This is a genomic window from Serratia sp. BW106 (assembly GCF_002607755.1).
GTDB lineage: Bacteria > Pseudomonadota > Gammaproteobacteria > Enterobacterales > Enterobacteriaceae > Serratia > Serratia proteamaculans.
In genome coordinates, this window is record NZ_MCGS01000035.1 from 1 (window position 1) to 24461 (window position 24461).

19 protein-coding genes and 3 tRNA genes are annotated in these 24461 nt (G+C 57.0%); 16 read left to right on the forward strand and 6 right to left on the reverse strand.

All coding sequences use genetic code 11. The features are described from left to right. The 9 genes from BEI65_RS27245 to recD form a co-directional block, all read left to right on the forward strand. On the forward strand, positions 1–214 hold a 214-nt coding region (locus BEI65_RS27245; RefSeq protein WP_232519136.1), incomplete at its 5' end, for a hypothetical protein. Next, positions 186–692, forward strand: a complete 507-nt coding sequence (locus tag BEI65_RS21130) for a prepilin peptidase-dependent protein (RefSeq protein WP_099065013.1) — start codon at positions 186–188, stop codon at positions 690–692. The genes BEI65_RS27245 and BEI65_RS21130, both read left to right, overlap by 29 nt. Beyond that, positions 680–1258: a prepilin peptidase-dependent protein gene (locus BEI65_RS21135; RefSeq protein ID WP_099064986.1), complete on the forward strand. Its 579-nt coding sequence runs from the start codon at positions 680–682 to the stop codon at positions 1256–1258. Before BEI65_RS21130 ends, BEI65_RS21135 begins: the two co-directional genes overlap by 13 nt. Then, the gene (locus BEI65_RS21140; protein ID WP_099064987.1) at positions 1255–1701 is read left to right on the forward strand and encodes a YgdB family protein; all 447 of its coding nucleotides are present in this window, start codon (positions 1255–1257) and stop codon (positions 1699–1701) included. The genes BEI65_RS21135 and BEI65_RS21140 overlap by 4 nt, the downstream gene beginning before the upstream one ends. Continuing rightward, on the forward strand, positions 1691–2065 hold the full coding sequence (locus tag BEI65_RS21145) for a prepilin-type N-terminal cleavage/methylation domain-containing protein (RefSeq protein ID WP_198404494.1): 375 nt from the start codon (positions 1691–1693) through the stop codon (positions 2063–2065). The genes BEI65_RS21140 and BEI65_RS21145 overlap by 11 nt, the downstream gene beginning before the upstream one ends. A 33-nt stretch (positions 2066–2098) precedes the next feature. After that, positions 2099–5476, forward strand: coding sequence for an exodeoxyribonuclease V subunit gamma (gene recC, locus BEI65_RS21150; protein ID WP_099064988.1), 3378 nt, complete (start codon positions 2099–2101; stop codon positions 5474–5476). A gap of 179 nt (positions 5477–5655) precedes the next feature. Continuing rightward, positions 5656–8544, forward strand: coding sequence for a pitrilysin (gene ptrA, locus BEI65_RS21155; protein ID WP_099064989.1), 2889 nt, complete (start codon positions 5656–5658; stop codon positions 8542–8544). Beyond that, complete coding sequence (recB, locus tag BEI65_RS21160) at positions 8541–12092, forward strand: exodeoxyribonuclease V subunit beta (RefSeq protein ID WP_099064990.1); 3552 nt, start codon at positions 8541–8543, stop codon at positions 12090–12092. The genes ptrA and recB overlap by 4 nt, the downstream gene beginning before the upstream one ends. After that, complete coding sequence (recD, locus tag BEI65_RS21165) at positions 12089–13939, forward strand: exodeoxyribonuclease V subunit alpha (protein WP_099064991.1); 1851 nt, start codon at positions 12089–12091, stop codon at positions 13937–13939. The genes recB and recD overlap by 4 nt, the downstream gene beginning before the upstream one ends. Before the next feature lie 42 nt (positions 13940–13981). On the opposite strand, the gene argA is transcribed toward recD, so the two are convergent. Next, on the reverse strand, positions 13982–15307 hold the full coding sequence (argA, locus tag BEI65_RS21170) for an amino-acid N-acetyltransferase (protein ID WP_099065014.1): 1326 nt from the start codon (positions 15305–15307) through the stop codon (positions 13982–13984). 240 nt (positions 15308–15547) lie between these two features. Between argA and amiC the strand changes: the two genes are divergently transcribed. Continuing rightward, positions 15548–16801, forward strand: a complete 1254-nt coding sequence (gene amiC, locus BEI65_RS21175) for an N-acetylmuramoyl-L-alanine amidase AmiC (protein ID WP_099064992.1) — start codon at positions 15548–15550, stop codon at positions 16799–16801. A gap of 100 nt (positions 16802–16901) precedes the next feature. Here amiC and BEI65_RS21180 read toward each other — a convergent pair. From BEI65_RS21180 to BEI65_RS21190, 3 genes are all read right to left on the reverse strand, one after another. Further along, positions 16902–16978, reverse strand: a tRNA-Met gene (locus tag BEI65_RS21180). Between the two features lie 64 nt (positions 16979–17042). Next, positions 17043–17119 (reverse strand) — tRNA-Met (locus tag BEI65_RS21185). 63 nt (positions 17120–17182) lie between these two features. Then, positions 17183–17259, reverse strand: a tRNA-Met gene (locus tag BEI65_RS21190). Positions 17260–17472: 213 nt separating this feature from the next. Between BEI65_RS21190 and mltA the strand changes: the two genes are divergently transcribed. Together mltA and tcdA are read left to right on the forward strand one after the other, a co-directional pair. After that, complete coding sequence (gene mltA / locus BEI65_RS21195; protein WP_099064993.1) at positions 17473–18615, forward strand: murein transglycosylase A; 1143 nt, start codon at positions 17473–17475, stop codon at positions 18613–18615. Between the two features lie 87 nt (positions 18616–18702). Continuing rightward, positions 18703–19509, forward strand: a complete 807-nt coding sequence (gene tcdA, locus BEI65_RS21200; RefSeq protein ID WP_099064994.1) for a tRNA cyclic N6-threonylcarbamoyladenosine(37) synthase TcdA — start codon at positions 18703–18705, stop codon at positions 19507–19509. Here the strand turns inward: tcdA and csdE are convergent. Both csdE and csdA read right to left on the reverse strand, forming a co-directional pair. Continuing rightward, positions 19500–19934 (reverse strand): cysteine desulfurase sulfur acceptor subunit CsdE, encoded by a 435-nt coding sequence (gene csdE, locus BEI65_RS21205; protein WP_099064995.1) that lies wholly within the window; start codon positions 19932–19934, stop codon positions 19500–19502. The two genes, tcdA and csdE, sit on opposite strands and share 10 nt — an antisense overlap. 18 nt (positions 19935–19952) lie before the next feature. Continuing rightward, positions 19953–21158 carry a cysteine desulfurase CsdA gene (csdA, locus tag BEI65_RS21210; protein WP_099065015.1) on the reverse strand — a complete coding sequence of 402 codons (1206 nt, stop codon included), beginning with the start codon at positions 21156–21158 and terminating at the stop codon, positions 19953–19955. A gap of 194 nt (positions 21159–21352) precedes the next feature. On the opposite strand from csdA, the gene BEI65_RS21215 reads away from it, so the two are divergent. From BEI65_RS21215 to rlmM, 4 genes are all read left to right on the forward strand, one after another. Continuing rightward, positions 21353–21577, forward strand: a complete 225-nt coding sequence (locus BEI65_RS21215; protein WP_085118562.1) for a YgdI/YgdR family lipoprotein — start codon at positions 21353–21355, stop codon at positions 21575–21577. Positions 21578–21968: 391 nt separating this feature from the next. Continuing rightward, the gene (locus BEI65_RS21220; protein WP_085118561.1) at positions 21969–22886 is read left to right on the forward strand and encodes a transcriptional regulator GcvA; all 918 of its coding nucleotides are present in this window, start codon (positions 21969–21971) and stop codon (positions 22884–22886) included. Positions 22887–22937: 51 nt separating this feature from the next. Beyond that, positions 22938–23333 carry a DUF423 domain-containing protein gene (locus tag BEI65_RS21225; RefSeq protein ID WP_099064996.1) on the forward strand — a complete coding sequence of 132 codons (396 nt, stop codon included), beginning with the start codon at positions 22938–22940 and terminating at the stop codon, positions 23331–23333. Next, positions 23326–24429, forward strand: coding sequence for a 23S rRNA (cytidine(2498)-2'-O)-methyltransferase RlmM (rlmM, locus tag BEI65_RS21230; protein WP_099064997.1), 1104 nt, complete (start codon positions 23326–23328; stop codon positions 24427–24429). The genes BEI65_RS21225 and rlmM overlap by 8 nt, the downstream gene beginning before the upstream one ends. The last annotated feature ends 32 nt before the right edge of the window (positions 24430–24461 follow it).

Consider the following 24461-nt stretch of genomic DNA (forward strand, 5'->3'; position numbering starts at 1 on the left):
AACTTCTTGGGGTCAGTTCAAGGTTGCGCCCTTGGTTTTTTCTGCCGATCCACCTCCGCTGTTTCTGCGCTCTGCTTCGCATTTAATTGGGCTTCCCCGTCAGTTTCATAGAAAGGTTGCGCAGCGCGCTTCAGGCCAGGTAACGCCTTCTTTATCCTGCTGTGCCTCTGGTTACACTGGCCGGCATGAGCGACAAGATGATTTTCAACATTGAGGGCCAGCGCGGCATGACGCTGATTGAGCTGCTGGTGGTGATTACCCTGGCGGGCCTGCTGACCGGTTGGGGCGTTAGCCACTGGCGTCATTATCAACAGGCTTTGCGACTGGAGCATACCGCGCAGCAGCTGCTGGCCTTTCTCACCCGGTTACAGGCGGACGCCAACTGGCGTAATCGCACGGCGTTGCTGGGGTTTAAAACCGGCGATCCCTGGTGCATCGGCGGCGGTCAAGCGCCGGTGGATTGTGCAGCGCTCGGCGATGATGTGTTCCGTCCTGACTATCGGGACGTGCAACTGGCGGGGTTTACCCAAAAAGATATCGGGTTTTATGGCCTGCGTAACAATGCCCAGGCCGGGCATATTTTGCTCAGCAATGGTGCCGGCAGCCTGCGCCTGGTGCTGTCAGCCAAGGGACGGCTACGGTTATGCAGCCAAGAGGTGAGCCTGAGGGGGATTGCGGCATGTCAGCCCTAGAACGCGGTTTTACGTTGCCAGAGGTGATGCTGGCACTGACCTTTGGCAGCCTGATTGCGTTGGCTGCGGCAAAAACTTATCCGGTGTTGCGCCAGCACAGTGTCGATGTCGGTCGGCATTATCGGCTGGAATCGGTGCTGCGGCAGTTAGCCTTTGGCATTGAGAAGGATCTGCGCCGCGCCGGTTTCTGTGCAGGCCAGTGCCAGGGGCAGCCCTTGTTGATCGGTCGTGCGGCCGGGGAGGCGGCGGGCAGCTGCGTGATAGTTGCTTATGACATCACCCGCAGCGGACGCTGGGAAACTCTCGGTGCCGACGCCGGCTACTTCGGATACCGGTTACGGCAAGGCATGCTGGAGGGGCAGCGAGGCGTAAGTCACTGCCGTGGCACCGGCTGGGAGCGTCTGCTCGATAACGACGAAGTGCACATTGAAACCTTCAGCATCAAGGTGAATGCGGGCGACAGCGGTAAAAACTGGGTGACGCTGGCCCTGAGTGGTCATTCAAAAGCGGATAAAGGGATACGGCGCAGTCTGCAGTGGGCGGTTAACATGGCCTCGCTGCCATGAAGGCTGGCGGGCAGCGGGGAGGCAGCACTCTGGCGGCAGTGATGATGTTGCTGGTGATGGGGTTGATGCTGTTGAATGCCCAGCACCGCCAACTGGACAGTGCTCTGCTGCTGGCCGCCGACGAGAAGCGTTATCTACAGGCTTATAATCAGGCCGCTTCGGCGCTCAGTTGGGGCGTGGTGCAGTCCTGGCCGCGTGGGCGGTTAGCCACTAACGACTGGTGGTGTCAGCAAACCGGTGAGCTGCGCGCCTGTGCAAAATTATCCTCTCAGGCGGGCATTGTGCTGGTCCGTGGTGATGCGCAGGTCAGTCGTGGGGAACCGTTGCGGTTATACCAACGAACCCAACCTGAAGGCACCGGGGGTGACATCGGGCTGAGGGTGGAAACCGGCGGCTGGCTGGATTTTTGCCCTGAAAAAAAGCAGGTGGACTGTGCGGAGTAACCTGCGCAGTGCGTCCGGTGCAGCGTTATGGCGCCAACGGGGTTTCAGCCTGCCGGAGGTACTGATCGCCGCGTTGCTGTTCGCGGTGTCGCTGCTGGGATTGTTACAGTATCATCAGGTGCTGTTGCAGTCGTTCCAGCGTCAGTGGCAGTATCGACAGGCCTGGTCGTTGGCGCATCAGCAATTGGAAGTTTTCGCCGCTAGTGGGCGCGTGGACGTCGGGCTGCCGCTACCGGGCCCCGGTTGGCAACGTGAGACAGGGCTAAGTACCCCGCAAGCCGCCTGCCAACGGCTGACGGTAAGAATAAAAACGCCCCAGCGACAGTGGGCGGAACTCAGTCGTTGGTACTGCATACGCCAGTGATCCGGCAGATATTTTGTTTTAAGGGAGCTCCCAATGTTTAGGGTTTATCATTCCAATCAGTTGGATTTGCTGAAAACGTTAACCAGCACGTTGATAGCCAGAGAGCCATTGGCCGATCCTTTTCAACCGGAAGTGGTGCTGGTACAGAGCCCTGGCATGGCGCAGTGGTTACAGATGCAACTGGCAGAACAATTTGGCATTGCCGCCAACATTGCTTTCCCGCTGCCAGCTTCTTTTATCTGGGAGATGTTCACCCGGGTGCTACCTGAGGTCAAGGAAGAAAAAGAGAGCGCCTTCAATAAGGACGCCATGACCTGGAAGTTGATGTGGCTGTTGCCCGACCTGCTCACCCAACCTGAATTTGCCCCGCTGCAGCATTACCTCACCGACGACGGCGACAAGCGTAAAATCCACCAGCTTGCCGGTCGGGTGGCTGACCTGTTTGACCAATATCTGGTGTATCGCCCGCAATGGCTGGAAAGCTGGCAGCAGGGTGAGCCTGTTGATGGGCTGGCGGAGGCACAGCAATGGCAAGCGCCGTTATGGGCGCGGTTGGTCGAATACACTCAGGAATTGGGGCAGCCTGAATGGCACCGTGCCAACCTGTATCGCCGTTTTATCAGCGCGTTAGAGAAAGCTGAAACGCCGCCGGCGGGGCTGCCACCTCGGGTCTTTATCTGCGGTATCTCGGCGTTGCCCCCGGTGTATCTGGAAGCGTTGCAGGCGCTGGGCAAGCATATTGATATTCATCTGATGTTCACCAACCCGTGCCGCTACTATTGGGGGGACATTCAGAGCCAGTCATTCCTGGCGAAATTGCAGAGCCGTAAGCGGCAGCATTATCGCGACAAAACGGAATATTCGTTATTCCGGGATCCTGATAATGCCGCCGGGTTGTTTAACGACGCCGGCGAGCAAGACTTGCCAAACCCGCTGCTGGCTTCATGGGGCAAGCTGGGGCGCGACCACCACTTTTTACTCTCGCAGATCGAATCCTCAGAGGAAGTTTTTGCCTTTGTTGATATCCCTGCGGACAATCTGCTGCATGCTATTCAGCACGATATGCTGGAGCTGAAGAACAGTGCGGTTATCGGTACCACACCGGAAACGCTGGAGAGCAGCGTCACTAAACGTCGGCTTGATCCGGCCGATCGCTCCATTAGCCTGCACGCCTGCCACAGCCCGCAGCGTGAGGTGGAAGTACTGCACGATCAGCTGTTGAGCATGCTGGCGGACGATCCTGAGCTGACGCCACGCGATATCATCGTGATGGTGGCGGATATCGACAGCTATACGCCTTATATTCAGGCGGTATTCGGTAACGCTTCCCCCGAACGTTACCTGCCGTTTGCCATCTCTGACCGCAAGGCCAGCCAGGCTCACCCGGCGCTACAGGCGTTTATCTCATTACTGGATCTGCCGCAGAGCCGCTTTACCTCAGAGCAGGTGCTGGCCTTGCTGGAGGTTCCGGCGCTGGCAGCGCGGTTCTCCATTCGGGAGGAAGGGCTGCGCCTGTTGCGCCACTGGGTCGGCGAGTCCGGCGTGCGTTGGGGGCTGGATGACGACAACGTACGTGAACTGGATCTGCCCGCTACCGGCCAGCACACCTGGCAATTCGGTATTACACGCATGCTGCTGGGTTACGCCATGGACAGCAATGTCGGCGACTGGCAGGGCGTTTTACCCTATGACGAGTCGAGCGGGCTGGTAGCCGAACTGGCCGGGCAACTGGCGGAACTGCTGGCGGCGCTGAGCCGCTGGCGGCAACGGTTGGGGCAGGCGCGTTGTTTGCCGGAGTGGCAGCCACTGTGCCGCCAACTGCTGGAAACCTTTTTTGAACAGGACGGCGAAACGGAAGTGGTGTTGGCGCTGATAGAACAGCAGTGGAACAAGCTGTTCGAATTTGGGCTGGCGGCACGCTATCCCGACGAGGTGCCGCTGTCTATCCTGCGTGATGAACTGGCGGCACGTCTCGATCAGGAACGCATCAGCCAACGTTTCCTGGCCGGACAAATCAACTTCTGCACGCTGATGCCCATGCGTTCCATCCCGTTTAAAGTGGTCTGCCTGCTGGGCATGAACGACGGAGTTTATCCGCGCACCTTGCCACCGCTAGGCTTTGATTTGATGGCGCAACAGGTGAAACGTGGTGACCGCAGTCGCCGTGATGATGACCGCTACCTGTTCCTGGAGGCGATCCTGTCGGCGCAACAACGGTTGTATATCAGCTTTATTGGCCGCTCCATTCAGGATAACAGCGAGCGTTATGCTTCGGTGCTGGTGACCGAGCTGCTGGAGTACCTTGAGCAAAGTTATTGTCTGCCGGGCGATGAGTATCTGGACGCCGATGGCAGCGCACGGCAGGTGGGTAAACATTTGCTTAACTGGCATTCACGCATGCCGTTTGCCGCTGAGAATTTCCTGCCCGACACCGAAGATCAAAGCTATGCTGCCGAATGGTTACCTGCCGCCGATCGGCGCGGTGCGGCGCATCCCGCGTTTAATCAGCCCCTGTTGCCGGATGAAAAAACGCAGATCTCGCTGGACGATTTACTGCGGTTCTACCGCCACCCGATCCGCGCCTTCTTCCAACTGCGATTGGGGGTCAGTTTCATCCTGGAAGAAACCGAGCTGCCGGACGAAGAACCCTTCACCCTGGATAATCTCAGTCGCTATCAGTTCAATAGCCAACTGCTGAATACGCTGATTGACGGTGGGGACGCCGCCCGCCTGTTTCAGCGGGTGCGTGCCGCCGGCGGGTTGCCTTTTGGCCCCTTCGGCGAAATATACTGGCAGAAGCAGCAGGAAGAGATGACCGAACTGGCCGAACAGGTACGCGCCGAACGTAGCGAAGGGCACAGCCTGGAACTGGATATCGACATTGCCGGTGTGCGCATCAGCGGCTGGCTACATCAGGTCCAGGACGACGGGCTGCTGCGCTGGCGGCCGTCAACCTTATCGGCAGTCGACGGCATATTGCTGTGGCTGGAACATCTGGTGTACTGCTGCGTCGGTGGCAGCGGAGAAAGCCGCATCTACGGACGCAAAGGGGCTGCCTGGCGTTTTGCCGCGTTAAGTGCGCAAGAGGCTCACGAGCAATTGGCTGAACTGGTGGCTGGCTACCAGCGCGGTCTGTGTCAGCCGTTGCTGTTGCTGAACAAAAGTGGTTGGGCGTGGCTGAGCCAGTGCTATCAGGCGGAGACGCAGCAGATTGACTGGGATGAAGAGGTGCAAATCAAGGCCCGGGCCAAGCTGCTGCAAACCTGGCAGGGCGATCAGCGTATTCCAGGCGAAGGCGAGGATCCCTATGTGCAACGGGTATTCCGCCAATTGGACAATATTTATTTAGCGCAAATTCTGGCCGAAACAGAGCGTTATCTGTTGCCCGTGGCACGGCATAACCTTGGGTAACAATCCCCCGGTGGTACTGATTGCCCTGAGGTGGTAAAAATAATCAGGGTTATATTCAACTATCGGGGTTAGTCCCGGTCTTACATAACGTACAGGCATATAGCTTTTGTTGTTTTGATGTACGCCGTCAACGTCAGGGATGTGGCGCGACGGCGTCAGAATAGGGGTTCATTTTGGATATGCGCAGACAGTTGGCCCGTATCACCGGGTTAGTATTAGTGGTTATGTTTTGGGCACCGTTGAGCTGGGCCGCACAGGGATGGCAACCGCTGGCGGAGAAGATCAACAAAAGCGATCACGATCCGCGTCAGTATCAGGCGATCAAGTTGGCGAACGGCATGACCGTGCTGTTGGTTTCCGACGCTCAGGCACCGAAATCACTGGCGGCGCTGGCGCTGCCGGTCGGCTCGCTGGAAGATCCGAACAGTCAGCTAGGGTTGGCGCATTACCTGGAGCACATGGTGCTGATGGGCTCCAAACGCTACCCGCAGGCGGAGAATCTGGCGGAGTTCCTGAAGAAGCATGGGGGCAGCCATAACGCCAGCACCGCGTCTTATCGCACCGCGTTCTATCTGGAAGTGGAAAACGACGCGTTGGCCCCGGCGGTAGACCGCATGGCGGATGCTATCGCCGAACCGCTGCTGGAGCCGGGCAATGCCGATCGTGAACGTAACGCGGTTAATGCCGAGCTGACGATGGCGCGTTCACGCGACGGAATGCGCATGGCGCAGGTCGGGGCAGAAACGCTGAACCCGGCGCACCCAAGTGCGCGTTTCTCAGGCGGTAACCTCGATACCTTAAAAGACAAGCCGGGCAGCAAGCTGCACGATGAGCTGACGGCATTCTACCAACGCTATTATTCCGCCAATCTGATGATGGGGGTGCTGTACAGCAACCAGCCATTGCCGGAGCTGGCTGAACTGGCGGCCAAAACTTTTGGCCGCGTGCCGAACCGTGACGCCAGCGTGCCGCCGATCAACGTCCCGGCGGTCACTCCTGAACAGCAGGGCATCATTATTCACTATGTCCCGGCCCAGCCGCGCAAGCAGTTGAAAGTGGAATTCCGCATTGACAATAACAGCGCTGAATTCCGCAGCAAGACCGATACCTACATCAGTTACCTGATTGGCAACCGCAGCCAAAATACCCTGTCTGACTGGCTGCAAAAGCAGGGGTTGGCGGATGCCATCAATGCCGGGGCCGATCCTATGGTGGATCGCAACGGCGGCGTATTCTCAATCAGCGTTTCACTGACCGATAAAGGCCTGGCCAAGCGTGACGAAGTGGTCGCCGCCATCTTTAACTATCTGAAAATGTTGCGTAGCGAAGGCATCAAGCAAAGCTATTTTGATGAGATCTCCCACGTATTGAATCTGGATTTCCGCTATCCGTCGATCACCCGTGATATGGATTACATCGAATGGCTGGTGGATACCATGCTGCGCGTGCCGGTCGAACATACGCTGGACTCGCCTTATCTGGCCGACCGCTATGACGCCAAGGCGATCGCCGAACGTCTGGACGCCATGACGCCACAGAATGCGCGGATCTGGTTCGTCAGCCCGAATGAGCCGCATAACAAGATGGCCTACTTCGTCAATGCGCCTTATCAGGTCGATAAAATCACCCCGCAGCGCTTTGAACAGTGGCAGCAACTGGGTAAAGGGATCAGCCTGTCGTTACCCACGCTGAACCCGTATATTCCGGATGATTTCAGTCTGACCAAGCCTTCACACGAGTTTAAAAAACCGGAGATGGTGGTCGACCAACCGGGCCTGCGTGTGTTGTATATGCCGAGCCGTTACTTTGCCGATGAGCCTAAGGCTGACGTCACAGTGGCGTTCCGCAATGCAAAAACCATGGATTCTGCACGCAACCAGGTGTTGTTCTCTTTGACTGACTATCTGGCAGGGATTTCGCTGGATCAACTGAGCTACCAGGCTTCGGTTGGCGGGCTGAGTTTCTCAACCTCGCCGAACAACGGTCTGGAGTTCAACGCCAACGGCTTTACCCAGCGCTTGCCGCAACTGCTGACTTCCCTGATCGAGGGCTACTCGAGCTTTACGCCGACCGAAGATCAACTGGCGCAGGCCAAGTCCTGGTATCTGGAGCAGTTGGATTCTGCCGAGAAGGGCAAAGCGTTTGAGCTGGCGATCCAGCCGGTGCAGATGGTTTCTCGCGTGCCTTATTCCGAACGTAGTGAGCGCCGTGAGGTGCTGAAAACCCTGACGCTGAAAGACGTACTGGCCTACCGCGACAGCCTGTTGGCCGACGCGACGCCGGAGCTGTTGGTGGTGGGGAATATGAGCAAGCAGCAGGTGGATACCCTGGCCTCAACGCTGAAACATCGCCTGGGTTGTACCGGTATCGAATGGTGGCACGGCGAAGACGTTGAAGTGACTAAAAGTCAGTTGGCCAATTTGCAGCGGGCGGGCAGCAGCACCGACTCGGCGCTGGCGGCGGTGTATGTACCGACCGGCTACGACGAAGTGACCGGTATGGCTTACAGCTCACTGTTGGGCCAGATTATCCAGCCATGGTTCTACAGCCAACTGCGTACTCAGGAACAACTGGGCTACGCGGTGTTTGCTTTCCCAATGTCTGTGGGCCGTCAGTGGGGGATCGGTTTCCTGCTGCAAAGCAACAGCAAGCAGCCGGCCTATCTGTATCAGCGCTACCAGGATTTCTACCCGAAAACCGAGAAACGCCTGCGCGAGATGAAACCGGCGGACTTCGAGCAGTACCAGCAGGCGCTGATCAACGAACTGAAGCAGCGTCCGCAAACCCTGAGCGAAGAGGCCGGACGTTTCGCCAATGACTTCGATCGCGGTAACTTCTCATTTGATACTCGTCATAAGCTGATTGAGCAGGTCAAGCAGCTGACGCCGACCAAACTGGCGGATTATTTCCATCAGGCGGTGATTAAGCCACAGGGTCTGGCGGTGTTGTCGCAGGTGAGTGGCAGCGGGCAAGAGAAGGCGGATTACGCCGTGCAGCCGAACTGGGTGACTTATCCAAACGCCTCTGCGCTGCAGAAAACTCTGCCGCGTAAAGTGGCGACACCATGACAGAGACCGCCCCGCAGCGGCTTGACCCGCTAACATTGCCGCTGTTTGGCGAGCGGCTGATAGAAGCGTCGGCGGGGACCGGTAAAACTTTTACCATTGGCGCGCTGTATCTGCGCCTGCTGCTTGGCCTGGGTCAGGCAGCGGCCTTTCCCCGGCCGCTGACGGTAGAGGAGATCCTGGTGGTGACCTTTACCGAGGCCGCCACCGAGGAGCTGCGCGGGCGTATCCGTAGCAATATCCATGGATTACGCATTGCCTGCGTGCGCGGCACCAGTAAGAATCCGTTATTTAACGCGTTAATGGCGGAAATTGACGATCTGCCCGATGCCGCCGCGCAGCTGCTGGCTGCCGAACGGCAGATGGATGAAGCGGCAATCTACACCATTCACGGCTTTTGCCAGCGCATGTTGACCCACAACGCCTTCGAGTCCGGCATTCTGTTTGAACAAACGCTGGTGCAGGATGAACTGCCGCTACGCCGTCAGGCCTGTGCGGACTTTTGGCGCCGCCATTGTTATCCGTTACCGCTGGGTGTCGCCCGGGCGGTGAGTCAGGAGTGGAGTGGCCCGGAAGCGCTACTGGCCGATCTTTCCGGCTACCTGCACGGCGAAGCACCCATGCTGCGTCGGCCGCCGAAGGATGAAGAAACGGTGCTGATGCGCCATGAGCAGATTGTGGCGCGCATTGACGCCATTAAAGCGCAGTGGCTGGCAGCTGCGGGCGATCTGGAAGCGTTGATCAGCCAGTCCGGCGTTGATAAGCGCAGTTACAGCAGCAAGCACCTGCCCAACTGGCTGCATAAGGTGGGTGAATGGGGGGTGCTGGAAACTCAGGACTATCAACTGCCGAAAGAGCTGGATAAATTCCGCCAGTCGGTACTGCTGGATAAAACCAAAAAAGGCGAGCCACCACGGCATGCGCTGTTTGTGGCGATCGACGAACTGTTCGATGAACCGCTGACGTTACGTGACTTGATCATGGCGCGGGCGTTGAGCGAGATACGGCTGTCCATTCAGCAGGAGAAGCGTCAGCGCGCCGAACTGGGCTTTGACGATCTGTTAAGCCGACTGGATAGCGCATTGCAGAGTGACGGTGGCGAACGGTTGGCGCAGGCGATCCGCCAGCGTTACCCGGTAGCGATGATCGATGAGTTCCAGGATACCGATCCCCAGCAATACCGCATCTTCCAAAAACTTTATGTCGGCAGGCCGGAATGCGGCCTGCTGCTGATCGGCGACCCCAAGCAGGCGATTTACGCCTTCCGTGGTGCCGACATCTTTACCTATATGCGCGCCCGTTCAGAGGTAAGCGCCCACTATACGCTTGAAACCAACTGGCGCTCGTCCCCGTCGATGGTGGGCAGCGTTAACCATCTTTTTGCTCAGGTGGAAAAACCCTTCCTGTTCGGCCAAATTCCCTTTATTGAGGTAGCCGCCGCCGAGAAAAACCAGGGGTTGGCCTTTGAGCTGCAAAACCAGCCACAGCCGGCGATGCAGTTTTGGCTGCAGCAAGGGGAAGGTGTTGGCGTTAGTGAGTACCAACAATTGATGGCACGCCTGTGCGCCACGCAAATCCGCGACTGGCTCAGTGCCGGGCAAGACCAGCAGGCCTGGCTGGTGGACGGAGAAAAACGGCGGGCAGTAGAAGCGTCAGACATTACCGTACTGGTGCGTAGCCGCAATGAGGCGGCGTTAGTGCGTGATGCCCTGAGTGCGCTGGCCATACCTTCGGTTTATCTATCCAACCGCGACAGCGTATTCGATACGCCAGAGGCCAAAGATCTGCTGTGGCTGCTGCAGGCGGTACTGGCACCGGAGCAGGAACGTACGCTGCGCAGTGCCATGGCGACCGGGCTGATGGGGCTGGATGCACCAACGCTGGACGGATTGAATCAGGATGAGCGCGCCTGGGATGCGCTGGTCAATGAGTTCGACAGATACCGAACGCTCTGGCTGCGCCGCGGTGTGTTGCCGATGCTGCGTGAAGTGATGAATCAGCGCCATCTGGCGGAAAATCTGTTGGCCAGCCTCGGTGGTGAGCGTCGATTAACCGACGTGATGCATTTGGGGGAACTGTTGCAGGAGGCCTCCGCGCAGCTCGACAGCGAACATGCGCTGGTGCGTTGGCTGGCACAGCAGATTTCCCAGCCCAATCGACAGTCCGATAACCAGCAACTGCGGCTGGAAAGCGACCGACATCTGGTGCAGGTGATCACCATCCATAAATCTAAAGGCCTGGAGTTCGATCTGGTGTGGTTGCCGTTCGTCGGCAATTTCCGCCAGCAACAGCAGGTGCTGTACCACGATCGCCAGAGTTTCCAGGCCTTACTGGATCTCAACGCCGATGAACAAAGTCTCGAATGGGCGGAGGAGGAACGGCTGGCAGAAGATCTACGTCTGCTGTATGTCGCGCTGACCCGTTCGGTATACCACTGCAGCATTGGCATTGCGCCGTTGATTCAAGGCACCCGCAAGAAACAGGGGGATACCGATTTACACCGCAGCGCGCTGGGTTATCTGGTGCAGTCCGGTCAGGCGGGCGACGCAGCTTATCTGCAGCAATGCCTGCAACAGCTGGCCGCAGATGGCGTTGCGCTGTCGCTGGTAGAAACCCTGGACGAGCAGCCCTGGCTGCCGCAAACGCCGGCCTTGACCGAGCTGGCGGCGAAGCACTTCTCGCGTCAGGTACAGGATTTTTGGCGGGTGACCAGTTATACCGGGCTGCAACAACATGGCGCGGGCCTGATGCAGGATTTGTTGCCACGGCTGGATGTCGATGCCGCCGGCGAGAAAGCCCAGGACAGTGAGCCAGCGCTCACACCGCATACCTTCCCACGGGGGGCCGGTCCGGGGACCTTCCTGCACAGCCTGTTTGAAACACTCGATTTTACCCAACCGCTCGATGAGGCGTGGTTGCTGGAGCAGTTGCAACAGCAAGGGTTTGCCGATCACTGGCAACCGATACTGCTGGCGTGGATGCAGGTGCTGTTGAACACGCCGCTTAATGATACCGGTGTCGTGTTATCGGCGCTGGTACCGCAGCATAAACAGGCCGAGCTGCAGTTTTATCTGCCGATCGGGCAGCTGTTGCAGGCGCATGAGCTGGATAAGCTGGTGAAAAGCTACGATCCCCTTTCTGCTCGCTGCCCTGAATTGGATTTCCAACAGGTGCAGGGGATGCTGAAAGGGTTTATCGACCTGGTATTCTGCTGGCAGGGGAAATACTACCTGCTGGACTACAAATCCAACTGGCTGGGTGAAGACAGCAGTGCCTATACCCAACCGGCGATGGCACAGGCGATGGCAGAACACCGTTACGACCTGCAATATCAGCTATATACGTTGGCACTGCACCGCTATCTGCGTCATCGGTTGCCGGATTATGATTATCAGCGGCACTTCGGCGGGGTGATTTATCTGTTCCTGCGCGGCGTGGATGCACAGCATCCGGGTAATGGCATTTTCGCCTGCCGCCCGGAGGCGCAATTGGTGGAAGGCATGGACTTGTTATTCAGCGGTGAGGCTCTTGTGGCTGAGGATGAATCATGATCGCGCTACTGGAACAGGCGCAAGCACTCGGCGTGTTGCGCCCGCTGGACTTGCAGTTTGCCCGTGTGGTGGCCGGGAGCGACGAGCCGGAGATGCTGCTGGCTGCGGCCTGCCTCAGCGCAGAGGCCGGTGCGGGTCATGTCTGTCTGATGCTGGAACAGCTGCTGCCGGAAAATCTCTTTGACGGGCGTCAGCCGGAGCTGGCACAGGCCGCATGGTTGGCTGCAGGGCAGTTGGATGTGGCCGGTTGGCAGCAGCGTCTGTCGGCCAGTGCGGCGGTGGGTGATGGCAGTACCGCGATGCCGATGGTGTTGCAACAGCAGCGATTGTATCTGCAGCGCATGTGGCAGAACGAGGGTGAGGTTGCCGAGTTTATCAGTAGCGACAGCCTGCCTCAGGCGGTTGAAGAAGCCGAGCTGCGCGCCATTCTCGACCAATTATTTGGCGAAACGACCGATGAACCCGACTGGCAGAAAATTGCGGCGGCAGTGGCCGCGACGCGACGCATTGCGGTGATTTCTGGTGGGCCGGGCACCGGTAAGACCACCACGGTCGCCAAATTACTGGCGGCGCTGGTGCAGCTTGCCGAGGGTCGCCGTTTACGTATTCAGTTGGCGGCGCCTACCGGCAAAGCGGCGGCGCGTTTAACGGAATCGTTAGGCAGTGCAGGCAAACAACTGGCGTTAACCCCGGAGCAGCGTGCGCTGTTCCCCACCGAAGCCTCCACGCTCCATCGCCTGCTGGGCGCTCAGCCCAACAGTCAACGCATGCGTTATCACAGCGGCAACCGACTGCATCTGGATGTTCTGGTGGTCGATGAGGCCTCAATGGTCGACTTGCCAATGATGGCGCGTTTGATTGCCGCCTTGCCCGCTCAGGCGCGGGTGATCTTCCTGGGCGATCGCGATCAACTGGCTTCGGTAGAGGCTGGGGCGGTTCTGGGAGATATCTGCCGCTTTGCCGAGCAAGGCTACAGCGTGGCGCGCGCAGAGCAACTCTCTCGGCTAACCGGCTGTCTGTTGCAGGGCGAAAGTGCCCAGGCGGAGGCCGCAGTGCGCGACAGTCTGTGTCTGCTGCGCAAAAGCTATCGCTTTGATGCCAACTCGGGCATTGGCCAACTGGCCTCTGCGGTGAATACCGGTAATGGCAAGCTTGCACTGGCGGCACTCGACGGCCGTTTCAGTGACGTAAGCGGTTATCCGTTGGCGGAAACGCAAGACTATCAGGCGCTGCTGGATGCCTGCGTGACGGGCTATCGTGATTATCTGCAGCAGGTGGTCGCAGGTGCGGACGCGGTGGCGGTGCTGGCGGCGTTTGCTCGTTTCCAGGTGCTGTGTGCGCTGCGAGAGGGGCCCTTCGGTATTGCCGGGTTAAATGAACGCATTGAGACGGGGCTGCAACGCGCCGGTCTGATCCAACGCAAGCCGGGGGCCGCAGGGCGTTGGTATTCTGGCCGTCCGGTAATGATTGGTCGCAATGACAGCGCTCTGGGGCTGTTTAATGGCGATATCGGTATTGCCTTGCGGGATGAGACCGGCGAGCTACGTGTTCACTTCCAACTGCCGGACGGCAGCATTAAGTCGGTGCAGCCGAGCCGTTTACCGGCGCATGAAACCGCTTATGCAATGACGGTGCACAAGTCGCAGGGCTCGGAGTTTGATCACACGGTGCTGGTATTGCCCAATCATTTCCTGCCGGTGCTGACCCGTGAATTGGTGTACACCGCGATCACCCGTGCTCGCAGACAGCTTTCGTTGTATGCCATTGATACGGTTTTGATGCGAGCCATTCGTACCCCCACCCAGCGTCGCAGCGGGTTGGCGGAGCGGTTGCAGATCACCGCCTGAGTGAGAATGAGCAGGGGCGCAGCATGCTGCGCCCACAAAGGATTACAGGTCCGCCAGCAGAATTTTGGAGCGGCGTTGATAGTTGTACAGCGCCTGTTTCTCAACCGGCAGCACGTCGACTTCCGCCGGTGTGAAACCACGCTCCTGGAACCAGTGGATGCTGCGTGTGGTCAGCACGAACAGTTTACGCAGGCCCATCTGGCGCGCCTGGCTCTCCACCCGCTGTAACAGCATTTCCCCCCGTGACGAACTGCGGTAGTCGGGATGAACCGCAACGCAGGCCATCTCGCCGATTTTCTCTTCCGGGAACGGATACAATGCCGCACAGGCGATGGTCAGGTTATCGCGTTCAATAATGGTGAACTTGTCGATCTCCATCTCCAATTGTTCACGTGAGCGACGCACCAAAATACCCTGTTGCTCGAGCGGGCGGATCAGCTCGAGGATGCCACCGATGTCGTTAATCGTCGCCCGGCGCACCTGTTCAGCGCTCTCCATAACGATCTGGGTGCCGATACCATCGCGTGAGAACAGTTCCTGTACCAGCGCACCGTCTTCCTGATAGCTGATCAGGTGGCTGCGGCGTACACCGCTGCGGCAGGCCTTCACGGCGCCGCGCAGGAAGCGCACGGTGCCAGAGTGGTAGTCGCCGTTCTCTTCCAGTTCTTCAATGCGTTTTTGCGCGTCGTTGGGGAACAGTTCGGAAATGATGGTGCCTTCCTGATTGGTCACCCCCTGGGATGAACAGAAGCCGATCATTTTCTCGGCCTTCAGCTTGACTGCCAACTGAGTCGCCACTTCTTCAGAGGTCAGGTTGAAGCTTTCACCGGTGACGGAAACGGCAACCGGGCCAATCAGTACGATAGCGTTACTGTCGAGCTGACGGTGGATGGCTTCTTCATCAATACGGCGAATGCGGCCGCTGTGGCAGTAGTCCACACCGTCATCAATACCCAGCGGCTGAGCGATGATAAAGTTACCGCTGACCACGTTGATATGCGCGCCCTGCAGTGGCGTGTTGTTGAGGCTCATTGACAGCCGGGCGGTGATATCCAGTTGCAGCAGACCCGCCGCCTGTTTAACCAATTCCAGCGTATGGGCGTCGGTGACGCGGGTATGCTTGTGATAAATCGGTTCGAGATTATGCTGCGCCAGATTGACGTCGATCTGTGGCCGCGCGCCATAAACCACCACCAAACGGATCCCCAGGCTATGCAGTAGCCCAACATCGTTAACGATGTTGGCAAAGTTCTCATGTTCTATGGCTTCCCCACCCAGCATAACGACAAACGTCTTGCCACGGTGGGCATTGATATAGGGAACTGAGTGACGGAATCCTTGGACCAGCTCTGTACTACGTTCCTTCACGGCCAAACCTCATTTGCATATTTATACGATATTTTTGTATTTTTATTCTTTTATGGCCCTAATGGCAAGTGAGAAATTGTCTCTATTTCTTTGCCAGGGGCGTTGAGTCGTTAATAAATTGAAAAACCATAAAAAGATTTTCTGATGACAGCGCCGGAATGATTGGTTAAAGTTTTCGGCATTCCTATTTGACCGGTGTTTTTTTCATCTGTTTTAATCTGTTACCACTGCCGGAGTCGCATGCCAAACTCAAATCACAATCTGGGCCGCCGTCGTTTATTGCAGGGGGTTGCCGCAAGCTGGTTGCTGAGTGTGAGTCGCGTAGGCGTCGCCGCCTCATCGCATGTCATCGCCGTACGCGTCTGGCCTTCCTCCACCTATACCCGGGTGACGCTCGAATCTAACGTTGAACTGAAATATAAGCAGTTTGCGCTGACCAATCCCGACCGTGTGGTGGTGGATATCGAGGGCGTGCAGCTTAATAGCGTGCTGAAGGGCATTGTGGGTCAGGTACGTGCCGACGATCCCTACCTGAAACAGGCGCGTGTCGGTCAGTTTGATCAAAACACCGTCCGGCTGGTGCTGGAGCTTAAACGCAGCGTCAGCCCACACATGTTTACCCTGGCGCCGGTGCCGGAATACCGCAATCGTCTGGTGATGGACTTGTATCCTAGCAAGGGCGGCAGTGGCGAAGATTATGATCCGCTGTTGGCGTTACTGGAAGATTACAACAAGGGCGATCTTGAGCGTACCTTGCCGGCGGAAGCACCACAGGCCGGTAAGGCAGGGCGCGATCGACCTATTGTCATCATGCTGGATCCCGGCCACGGCGGCGAAGATCCAGGCGCGATTGGTAAATTCAAAACGCGTGAAAAAGACATCGTATTGCAGATTGCCCGCCGGCTAAGCACGCTAATCAAGCGTGAGCCGAACATGAAAGTGTTTATGACGCGCAATGAAGACGTGTTCATTCCACTGAAGGTGAGGGTGGCGAAGGCGCGTAAGCAACGTGCTGACCTGTTTGTGTCGATCCACGCCGATGCCTTTACCAGCCGGGCCGCGCGTGGATCATCGGTCTTTGCGTTGTCGACCAAAGGCGCCACCAGTTCGGCGGCGAAGTTCCTGGCGCAGACCCAGAACGAATCGGATCAAATTGGCGGCGTCAGCAAAAGTGGTGACCGCTATCTGGATCACACCATGTTTGATCTGATACAAACCGCGACCATCAATGACAGCCTGAAATTCGGTAAGGAAGTGCTGAACCGGATGAGCAAAATTAACCGTTTGCATAAGAATCGGGTCGATCAGGCCGGTTTTGCGGTATTAAAAGCGCCGGACATCCCTTCGATTCTGGTTGAGACGGCGTTTATCAGCAACATAGAAGAAGAGCGCAAGCTGCGCACTACGCATTTCCAGCAGCAGGTGGCGGAATCTATTCTGGCGGGTATCAAGGCGTACTTTGCCAACGGCGGGGCGGCCGCGCGCAGAGGATAAAGCTAAAGTGGGAACGGCTGGGCGGGTGCCCGGTCGGCTTTTGGCGGATTTCAGATACAAAAAAACACCCGTTAAGGTGCTTATCTGTAGTCATTAAGATTGGTTGCGGGGGCCGGATTTGAACCGACGACCTTCGGGTTATGAGCCCGACGAGCTACCGGGCTGCTCCACCCCGCGTCCGTCTTAATGCTTGTATTATCGAAACCAACATTTCATGTGATACCGCTGGTACAGTATCGGTTGGTTGCGGGGGCCGGATTTGAACCGACGACCTTCGGGTTATGAGCCCGACGAGCTACCAGGCTGCTCCACCCCGCGTCCGTATAATACTTTTTCATCGAATCCAACACTTTACTTGATACTGCCTCTGGCAATATCGGTTGGTTGCGGAGGCCGGATTTGAACCGACGACCTTCGGGTTATGAGCCCGACGAGCTACCAGGCTGCTCCACCCCGCGTCCGATGGAAGCGCACTATACTCTCCGTGCATTTTGTTGCAACCCTTTTTGCATTTAATTGAACTAAAACAGTCTTTCTGCTGGATTAGTCCGCAATGTGCGTTCTTTTTCATCGTTATTGGCCGTATGGCTTTTTTTATTGGCGGCGATTCCTTTATCTATGGGCGTTTGTTATCGTTCGCCGGTAGATCATATATGTAGAGAGTGTGCGCGATGAAAGGACGTTGGGGCAAATACCTGCTGGGCGGGTTAATGGTAGCGGTACTGGCAGGCTGTTCTTCCAAGCCGACCGACCGGGGACAACAATATAAGGACGGTCACCTGGATCAGTCGCTGGAGTTGGTGAATCAACCCAATGCCAAGGGCGTGCCGGTGAATGCCAAGGATTACTCGGATCAACTGATGGAGATTAAATACGCCTCTCCTTCACTCTTTAATCGCAACAACACCACCTTTCAGGCAGTACAAAGCTGGATGGCGTCCGGTGCCGACACTCGTACTCTGAACCAATACGGCCTCAGTGCTTATCAAATGGAAGGCGTGGACAGCTACGGCAACGTACAATTTACCGGTTACTACACGCCGGTGCTGCAGGCGCGCTACACCCAACAGGGTGAGTTCCGTTATCCGCTGTACCGCATGCCGCCAAAAGGTAAAGGCCGCCTGCCCGATCGCGCGGGTATTTACTCGGGCGCATTGGATGACCGCTATATCGTGGCGTACACCAACTCGCTGATGGACAACTTTATGATGGAAGTCCAGGGCAGCGGTTATGTCGATTACGGCAACGGTCAGCCGCTGGTGTTCTTCGGCTACGGCGGCAAGAACGGCCACGCCTATCGCAGTATCGGTAAAGTGCTGATCGATCGTGGCGAAGTGGCTAAAGCAGATATGTCGATGCAGGCGATTCGTCAATGGGCGGATACTCACAGCGCCGCCGAAGTGCGTGAACTGCTGGAGCAAAACCCTTCCTTTGTCTTCTTCCGTCCTGAGTCCTTTGCGCCGGTACGGGGAGCCAGTGCCGTTCCGCTGGTCGCCAAGGCTTCGGTGGCTTCCGACCGTTCACTGATCCCGGCGGGCACCACGCTGCTGGCAGAAGTGCCGTTGCTGGACAACAAGGGTAAATTCACGGGAAAATATGAGATGCGCCTGATGGTGGCTCTGGACGTGGGTGGGGCGATCAAAGGCCAGCACTTCGATATGTACCAGGGCATCGGGCCGGATGCCGGTCATTCGGCAGGTTTCTACAACCACTACGGCCGCGTTTGGGTGCTGAAAGGCGCTAACGTTAACGCACCGTTGTTCACCGGCCAGAACAATACCGCTTCCGGCGGTTCGCTGTTAGTCACCCGCTAACGGCCAAAGTAATACAGCGATAGATTGACCCGCAAGGGCCGGACACTCCGGCCCTTATCATTTGCAATGTTAAGGTACTAAAGCGTTATGAGCACAGCCTATTCTGAAGCCTACCTGCAGCGTTTTGGCGGCACGGCACGTTTGTACGGTCAGCAGGCCCTGGCGCTGTTTGCCCAGGCGCACATTTGCGTGATTGGTATCGGCGGCGTGGGCTCCTGGGCGGCCGAGGCGCTGGCGCGCACCGGCATCGGTGCCATTACGCTGATTGATATGGATGATGTCTGTGTCACCAACACCAACCGCCAGATCCATGCGCTGCGTCAGCACGTGGGCCAGTCAAAGACTGAAGTGATGGCGGAACGCATTCTGGCCATCAACCCTGAGTGCCGGGTGACCTGCATTGATGATTTTATTACTGCGGATAACGTCGCCGAGCTACTGAATAACAATTTCAGTTATGTCATCGATGCGATCGATAGCGTACGGCCCAAGGCCGCTCTGTTGGCCTATTGTCGTCGTTACAAGATCCCGGTGGTCACTACCGGCGGTGCCGGTGGTCAGATAGATCCGACCCAGATAGCGGTGGTCGATCTGGCGAAAACCATTCAGGATCCGCTGGCGGCCAAGCTGCGTGAGCGGTTGAAAAATGATTTTAACGTGGTGAAGAACAGCAAGGGCAAGCTGGGCATTGACTGCGTATTTTCCAGCGAGCCGTTGGTTTACCCGCAGCCGGATGGCAGCGTTTGCGCGTCACGCAGTACCGCGGAAGGGCCAAAACGCATGGATTGCAGTGCGGGATTTGGTGCGGCAACCATGGTGACCGCGACCTTTGGTTTTATCGCGGTTTCCCATGCGCTGAAGAAGATGGTGGCGAAAGCCGCGCGTCAGGCGTAGCGAGCCGCCATTTCCTTCACGGCAGCGGCCAGCGCTGCCAGTCCGCTGGCACGGGTGGCACTGAGCTGAGCACGTAATGCCAGTTGCTCGAACAGTGCCAGGGGATCTATCGTCGCGATCTGCTGTGGCGTTTTTCCTTCTACCGCCGTTAGCAGTACCGCCAACAGGCCGCGTACGATACGACCTTCGCTGTCACCGTAAAAGTGCAACGTGCCGTCCGCCAGTAACTGATGCCCCAGCCAGACCCGATTTTCACAGCCACTCAATTCCATTTCCGCTGCGCGTAATGCCTCTGGCAGCGGCGGCAATTGTTTCGCCAGCATGATCAGTTGGCGATAACGATCTTCCCACTGCTTCAGCGCGGTAAATTTATCTATCAACGCTTCGCCGGTTATTTCGCGGCCAAAGGGGTGGGGGGCAAGCATAGCTTCTCCAGGATTCATTTAGTCAGCCAGCAGGTCGATGGCGTTGTGCAGTGCGGCCACCAGGGCATCGACATCTTCCATGGTGTTGTAGGGGGCAAAGGAGGCGCGCAGCGTCCCATTGACGCCGAGCGCTGCCATCAGCGGCTGGGCGCAGTGCTGACCGGCACGCAGCGCGATACCTTGTTCTGCCAGCAGGGTGACGATATCGCTGTGATGGATCCCGGCAATATCAAACGCCAGCAAGCTGGAGCCAGAACAACGGAAGCTGCGGAACCCCGGCAGTTGCGTCAATCGTTGCTCGGCAAGGTTGGCCAGTTCGCGGCTGTATTGCTCGGCTGCCGCCAGATCTTGCTCACCAAGCCACTCCAATGCGGCGGCCAGCCCCAGCACACCGGCGATATTTGGCGTGCCGGCTTCAAAACAGTGCGGCGGTTTTTGCGGCGTGAAGCCTTCAAAGGACGCCTGAGTCAACATCTTGCCGCCGCCTTGCCAGGGGGCCATCTGCGTCAGCAATTCGCTTTTACCGTATAGCGCACCGATGCCGGTCGGGCCATACAGCTTGTGGCCGGAGAAGGCATAGAAATCAATGTTCAGTCGCTGAACGTCAGCCGGGCAGTGGACTATGCCTTGCGCGCCGTCGATCATCACCCGGGCACCGGCACTGTGGGCTAGCCGAATGGCCAACGCCAGATCCGGACAACCGCCGGTGACGTTGGACATTTGCCCCAGCGCCAGCAGGCGGGTTTTATCGCTCAGCAGGCTTGGCAACTGCGCCAGGTCTGGCAGGCGGTCAGCGCCGAGCGGCAATTTCACCACCCGTGCACCGGTTTGTTCCGCCACCATCAACCAGGGGATCAAATTGGCGTGGTGTTCGGCTTCGCTCACCAGAATTTCGTCACCCGGTTGCAGGCGGGGGCGGGCATAGCTTTGAGCCACCAAATTGATCGCTTCGGTGGTACCACGGGTCCAGATAATGTCATCGGCCGAAGGGGCATTGATCAGCGTCGCGACCTGTTGGCGCGCCTGCTCGAAACGCGCGGTCAGATCCTGCGCGGCCCGGTGCTGGCTGCGGTGTACGGTGGCGGCGTCGTCACGGTAAAACTGCTGCGTAGCGGCGATGACCGCCAGCGGTTTCAACGCGGTGGCGGCGCTGTCGAGATAAATGCCCGCTTGTTGCAAGGCAGGAAACTGATTACGAAAGGCGATGGGATTAAAAGGTGTCATACCCTGATTGTCACTGGCTTGAGTCAATGGCTGATCCTGTCCTATTTTATCGTCAGAGACAAGCTATCCCGCATATTAGGATTCATCGTCTGGAAATTATAGGCAAGTTTGTTATGCTGTTAGGTGCGCACTAAGTCATGGCGTTAAATAACATAAAAGGTTTTTACAGCATTTAAAACTACAAGGAGTCCACAATGAAGAAAACAGCCGCAGTTATCTCTGCCCTGATGCTAACGTTTACCCTGGCCGCCTGTTCCAGCAACTACGTGATGCAGACCAATGATGGACGCACCATTGTCGCTAAAGGAAAGCCCGCGTTGGATAACGACACCGGCATGATCAGCTATAAAGATGCCAACGGCGTTGAGCAGCAGATCAACCGCTCGGACGTGAAGGAAATGGTTGAAAGCGACCAGTAATCCTGGCCAAAAATGGGCAAAAAAAAGCACCGCAAAGCTTGCGGTGCTGCATAAAATCACTATGGACAGACAGGGTAAATGTACAGGAAGTGAAAAACAGTAGCTTAGCTACCACGTCTGGATTGCCAGACAATTTGCAAACACAACATCACAACCACAAGCCAAAAGTTCATCGGCGTCCTCGACACCCACTCCCTTTTCGTTCCGGCCCGGGAAGTGCCGCCACTATAGGTATTTACTGGCGCATGCTCAACGGACAATTTATAATGGCTCGGATTAAAAAAACTAATGGTAGCGCTTGGCTGTCTGGTGCCTATCGCACGGCAGATAACGCCGCCTGATTTTTTATGCCGAATCACTCGGATTATTGTTACACAAAAGTAGCTAATAAATGTCTAAACGCTTACCACCTCTTAATGCACTGCGGGTCTTTGACGCGGCTGCCCGTCACCTGAGTTTTACCAAAGCGGCAGAAGAACTGTTTGTCACCCAGGCCGCGGTGAGTCACCAGATCAAGTCGCTGGAGGACTTCCTCGGCCTGAAGCTGTTTCGACGCCGTAACCGCTCGCTGTTGCTGACGGAAGAAGGGCAAAGTTATTACCTGGATATCAAGGAAATCTTCACCTCTATCAATGAGGCGACACGCAAGCTGCAGGCACGCAGTGCCAAGGGGGCATTAACCGTCAGTTTGCCCCCAAGTTTTGCTATTCAGTGGTTGGTGCCACGGCTGTCAGGCTTTAACTCAGCTTATCCGGGAATCGATGTCCGTATCCAGGCGGTAGACCGTGAAGAAGACAAGCTGGCGGATGATGTCGACGTGGCTATTTTCTACGGTCGCGGCAACTGGACCGGGTTGCGAGCCGAACGTTTATACGCGGAATATCTGTTGCCGGTGTGCTCGCCCAGCCTGCTGACTGGAGAACATGCGTTAAAAGTGACGAGCGATCTGGCTTATCACACGCTACTGCATGATACTTCACGCCGCGACTGGTTGGCCTATACCCGTCAGTTGGGGTTACAGCACATCAACGTGCAACAGGGGCCGATTTTCAGTCACAGCGCCATGGTGGTTCAGGCGGCGGTGCATGGTCAGGGGATCGCGCTGGTCAATAATGTGATGGCGCAGACCGAGATCGAAGCCGGGCGGCTGGTCTGTCCCTTTAACGAAGTATTGGTCAGTAAAAATGCTTTTTATCTGGTATGTCATGACAGTCAGGCAGAACTGGGTAAAATAGCCGCCTTTCGTCAATGGATCCTGGCACGGGCAGCCAGCGAACAAGAAAAGTTTCGCTTTCGCTACGAACAATAAGGCCGGTCGCCGTGTTGTCGCAGCCGGCTTTTTCAATAAAGGTAAATAACGATGAGCAGTCGTTCAATGCTGATTTTTGCCGCTATCAGCGGCTTTGTATTTGTTGCTCTGGGCGCGTTTGGCGCACATGTATTAAGTGGCACCTTGGGTGCCAACGAGATGGTCTGGATCCGTACCGGGCTGGACTATCAGGGGTTCCATACTTTGGCGATCCTGGCACTGGCGGTGGCAATGCAACGCCGCGTCAGCCTGTGGTTTTATTGGAGCGGGGCGCTGTTGGCGCTCGGCACCGTACTGTTTAGCGGCAGTCTGTACTGTCTGGCGCTGTCACACCTGAAGTTCTGGGTTTACATCACGCCGATTGGCGGCGTGTGTTTCCTGATCGGTTGGGCATTGATGTTGATTGGCGCTTTGCGTCTGAGGAAAAAGGCCGAGCGCCATGAATAGACTTGCGTTGTATTGCCGTCAAGGCTTTGAAAAAGAGTGCGCGGCAGAAATTACCGCCAAGGCAGCCGAGCTGGAAATATTCGGTTTTGCCAGAGTGAAAGATAACAGCGGTTATGTGCTGTTCGAATGCTATCAGCCTGATGATGCCGATCGCCTGGCGCGGGAAATTCCGTTCCGTGAACTGATTTTTGCCCGTCAGATGCTGGTGGTTGGCGAGTTGCTGCGTGATTTGCCGCCGGAAGACCGCGTGTCACCGATTGTCGGCATGTTGATGGGCGTGGTCGATCGTGGCGGTGAGCTGCGAGTGGAAGTGCCGGACACCAACGAAAGCAAAGAGCTGCTGAAGTTCTGCCGCAAGCTGACGGTGCCATTGCGCGCGGCGATGCGTGAGCAGAAGGTGTTGATGGCGCGAGAAAACAAGACCCGTCCAGTGGTTCACGTATTCTTTATCGCGCCGGGTTGCTGCTATGTGGGTTACTCCTTCAGCAACAACAACTCCCCGTTCTATATGGGCATTCCGCGCCTGAAGTTCCCGTCCGATGCGCCGAGCCGTTCTACTCTGAAGCTGGAAGAAGCGTTTCATGTGTTCATTCCTGCCGATGAGTGGGAAGAACGTTTGGGCAGCGGCATGCATGCGGTCGATCTGGGCGCCTGCCCGGGTGGCTGGACCTATCAACTGGTGCAACGCAGCATGATGGTGCACGCGGTGGATAATGGCACCATGGCGCAGAGCCTGATGGATACCGGCCAGGTGACGCATCACCGCGCCGACGGTTTCAAATATGAACCCTCCAGCAGCAAGATTTACTGGCTGGTGTGTGACATGGTGGAGAAACCGGCGAAGGTGACCAGCTTGATGATCCAGTGGCTGGTGAAAGGCTGGTGCCGTGAGGCGATCTTCAACCTGAAACTGCCGATGAAAAAACGTTATGAAGAGGTTTCGCAGAACCTGCTGTCGATCAAGGAAGCGTTGGATGCGGCGGGGATCAGCTCAGAAATTCATGCCAAACAGTTGTATCACGATCGTGAAGAAGTCACCATCCACGTCCGCCGTATGTGGTCGGCCGTGGCGGGGCGTCGCGACGAACGTGAATAATCGATAGGGCGTTGCTTGTGCAGCGCCCGGAT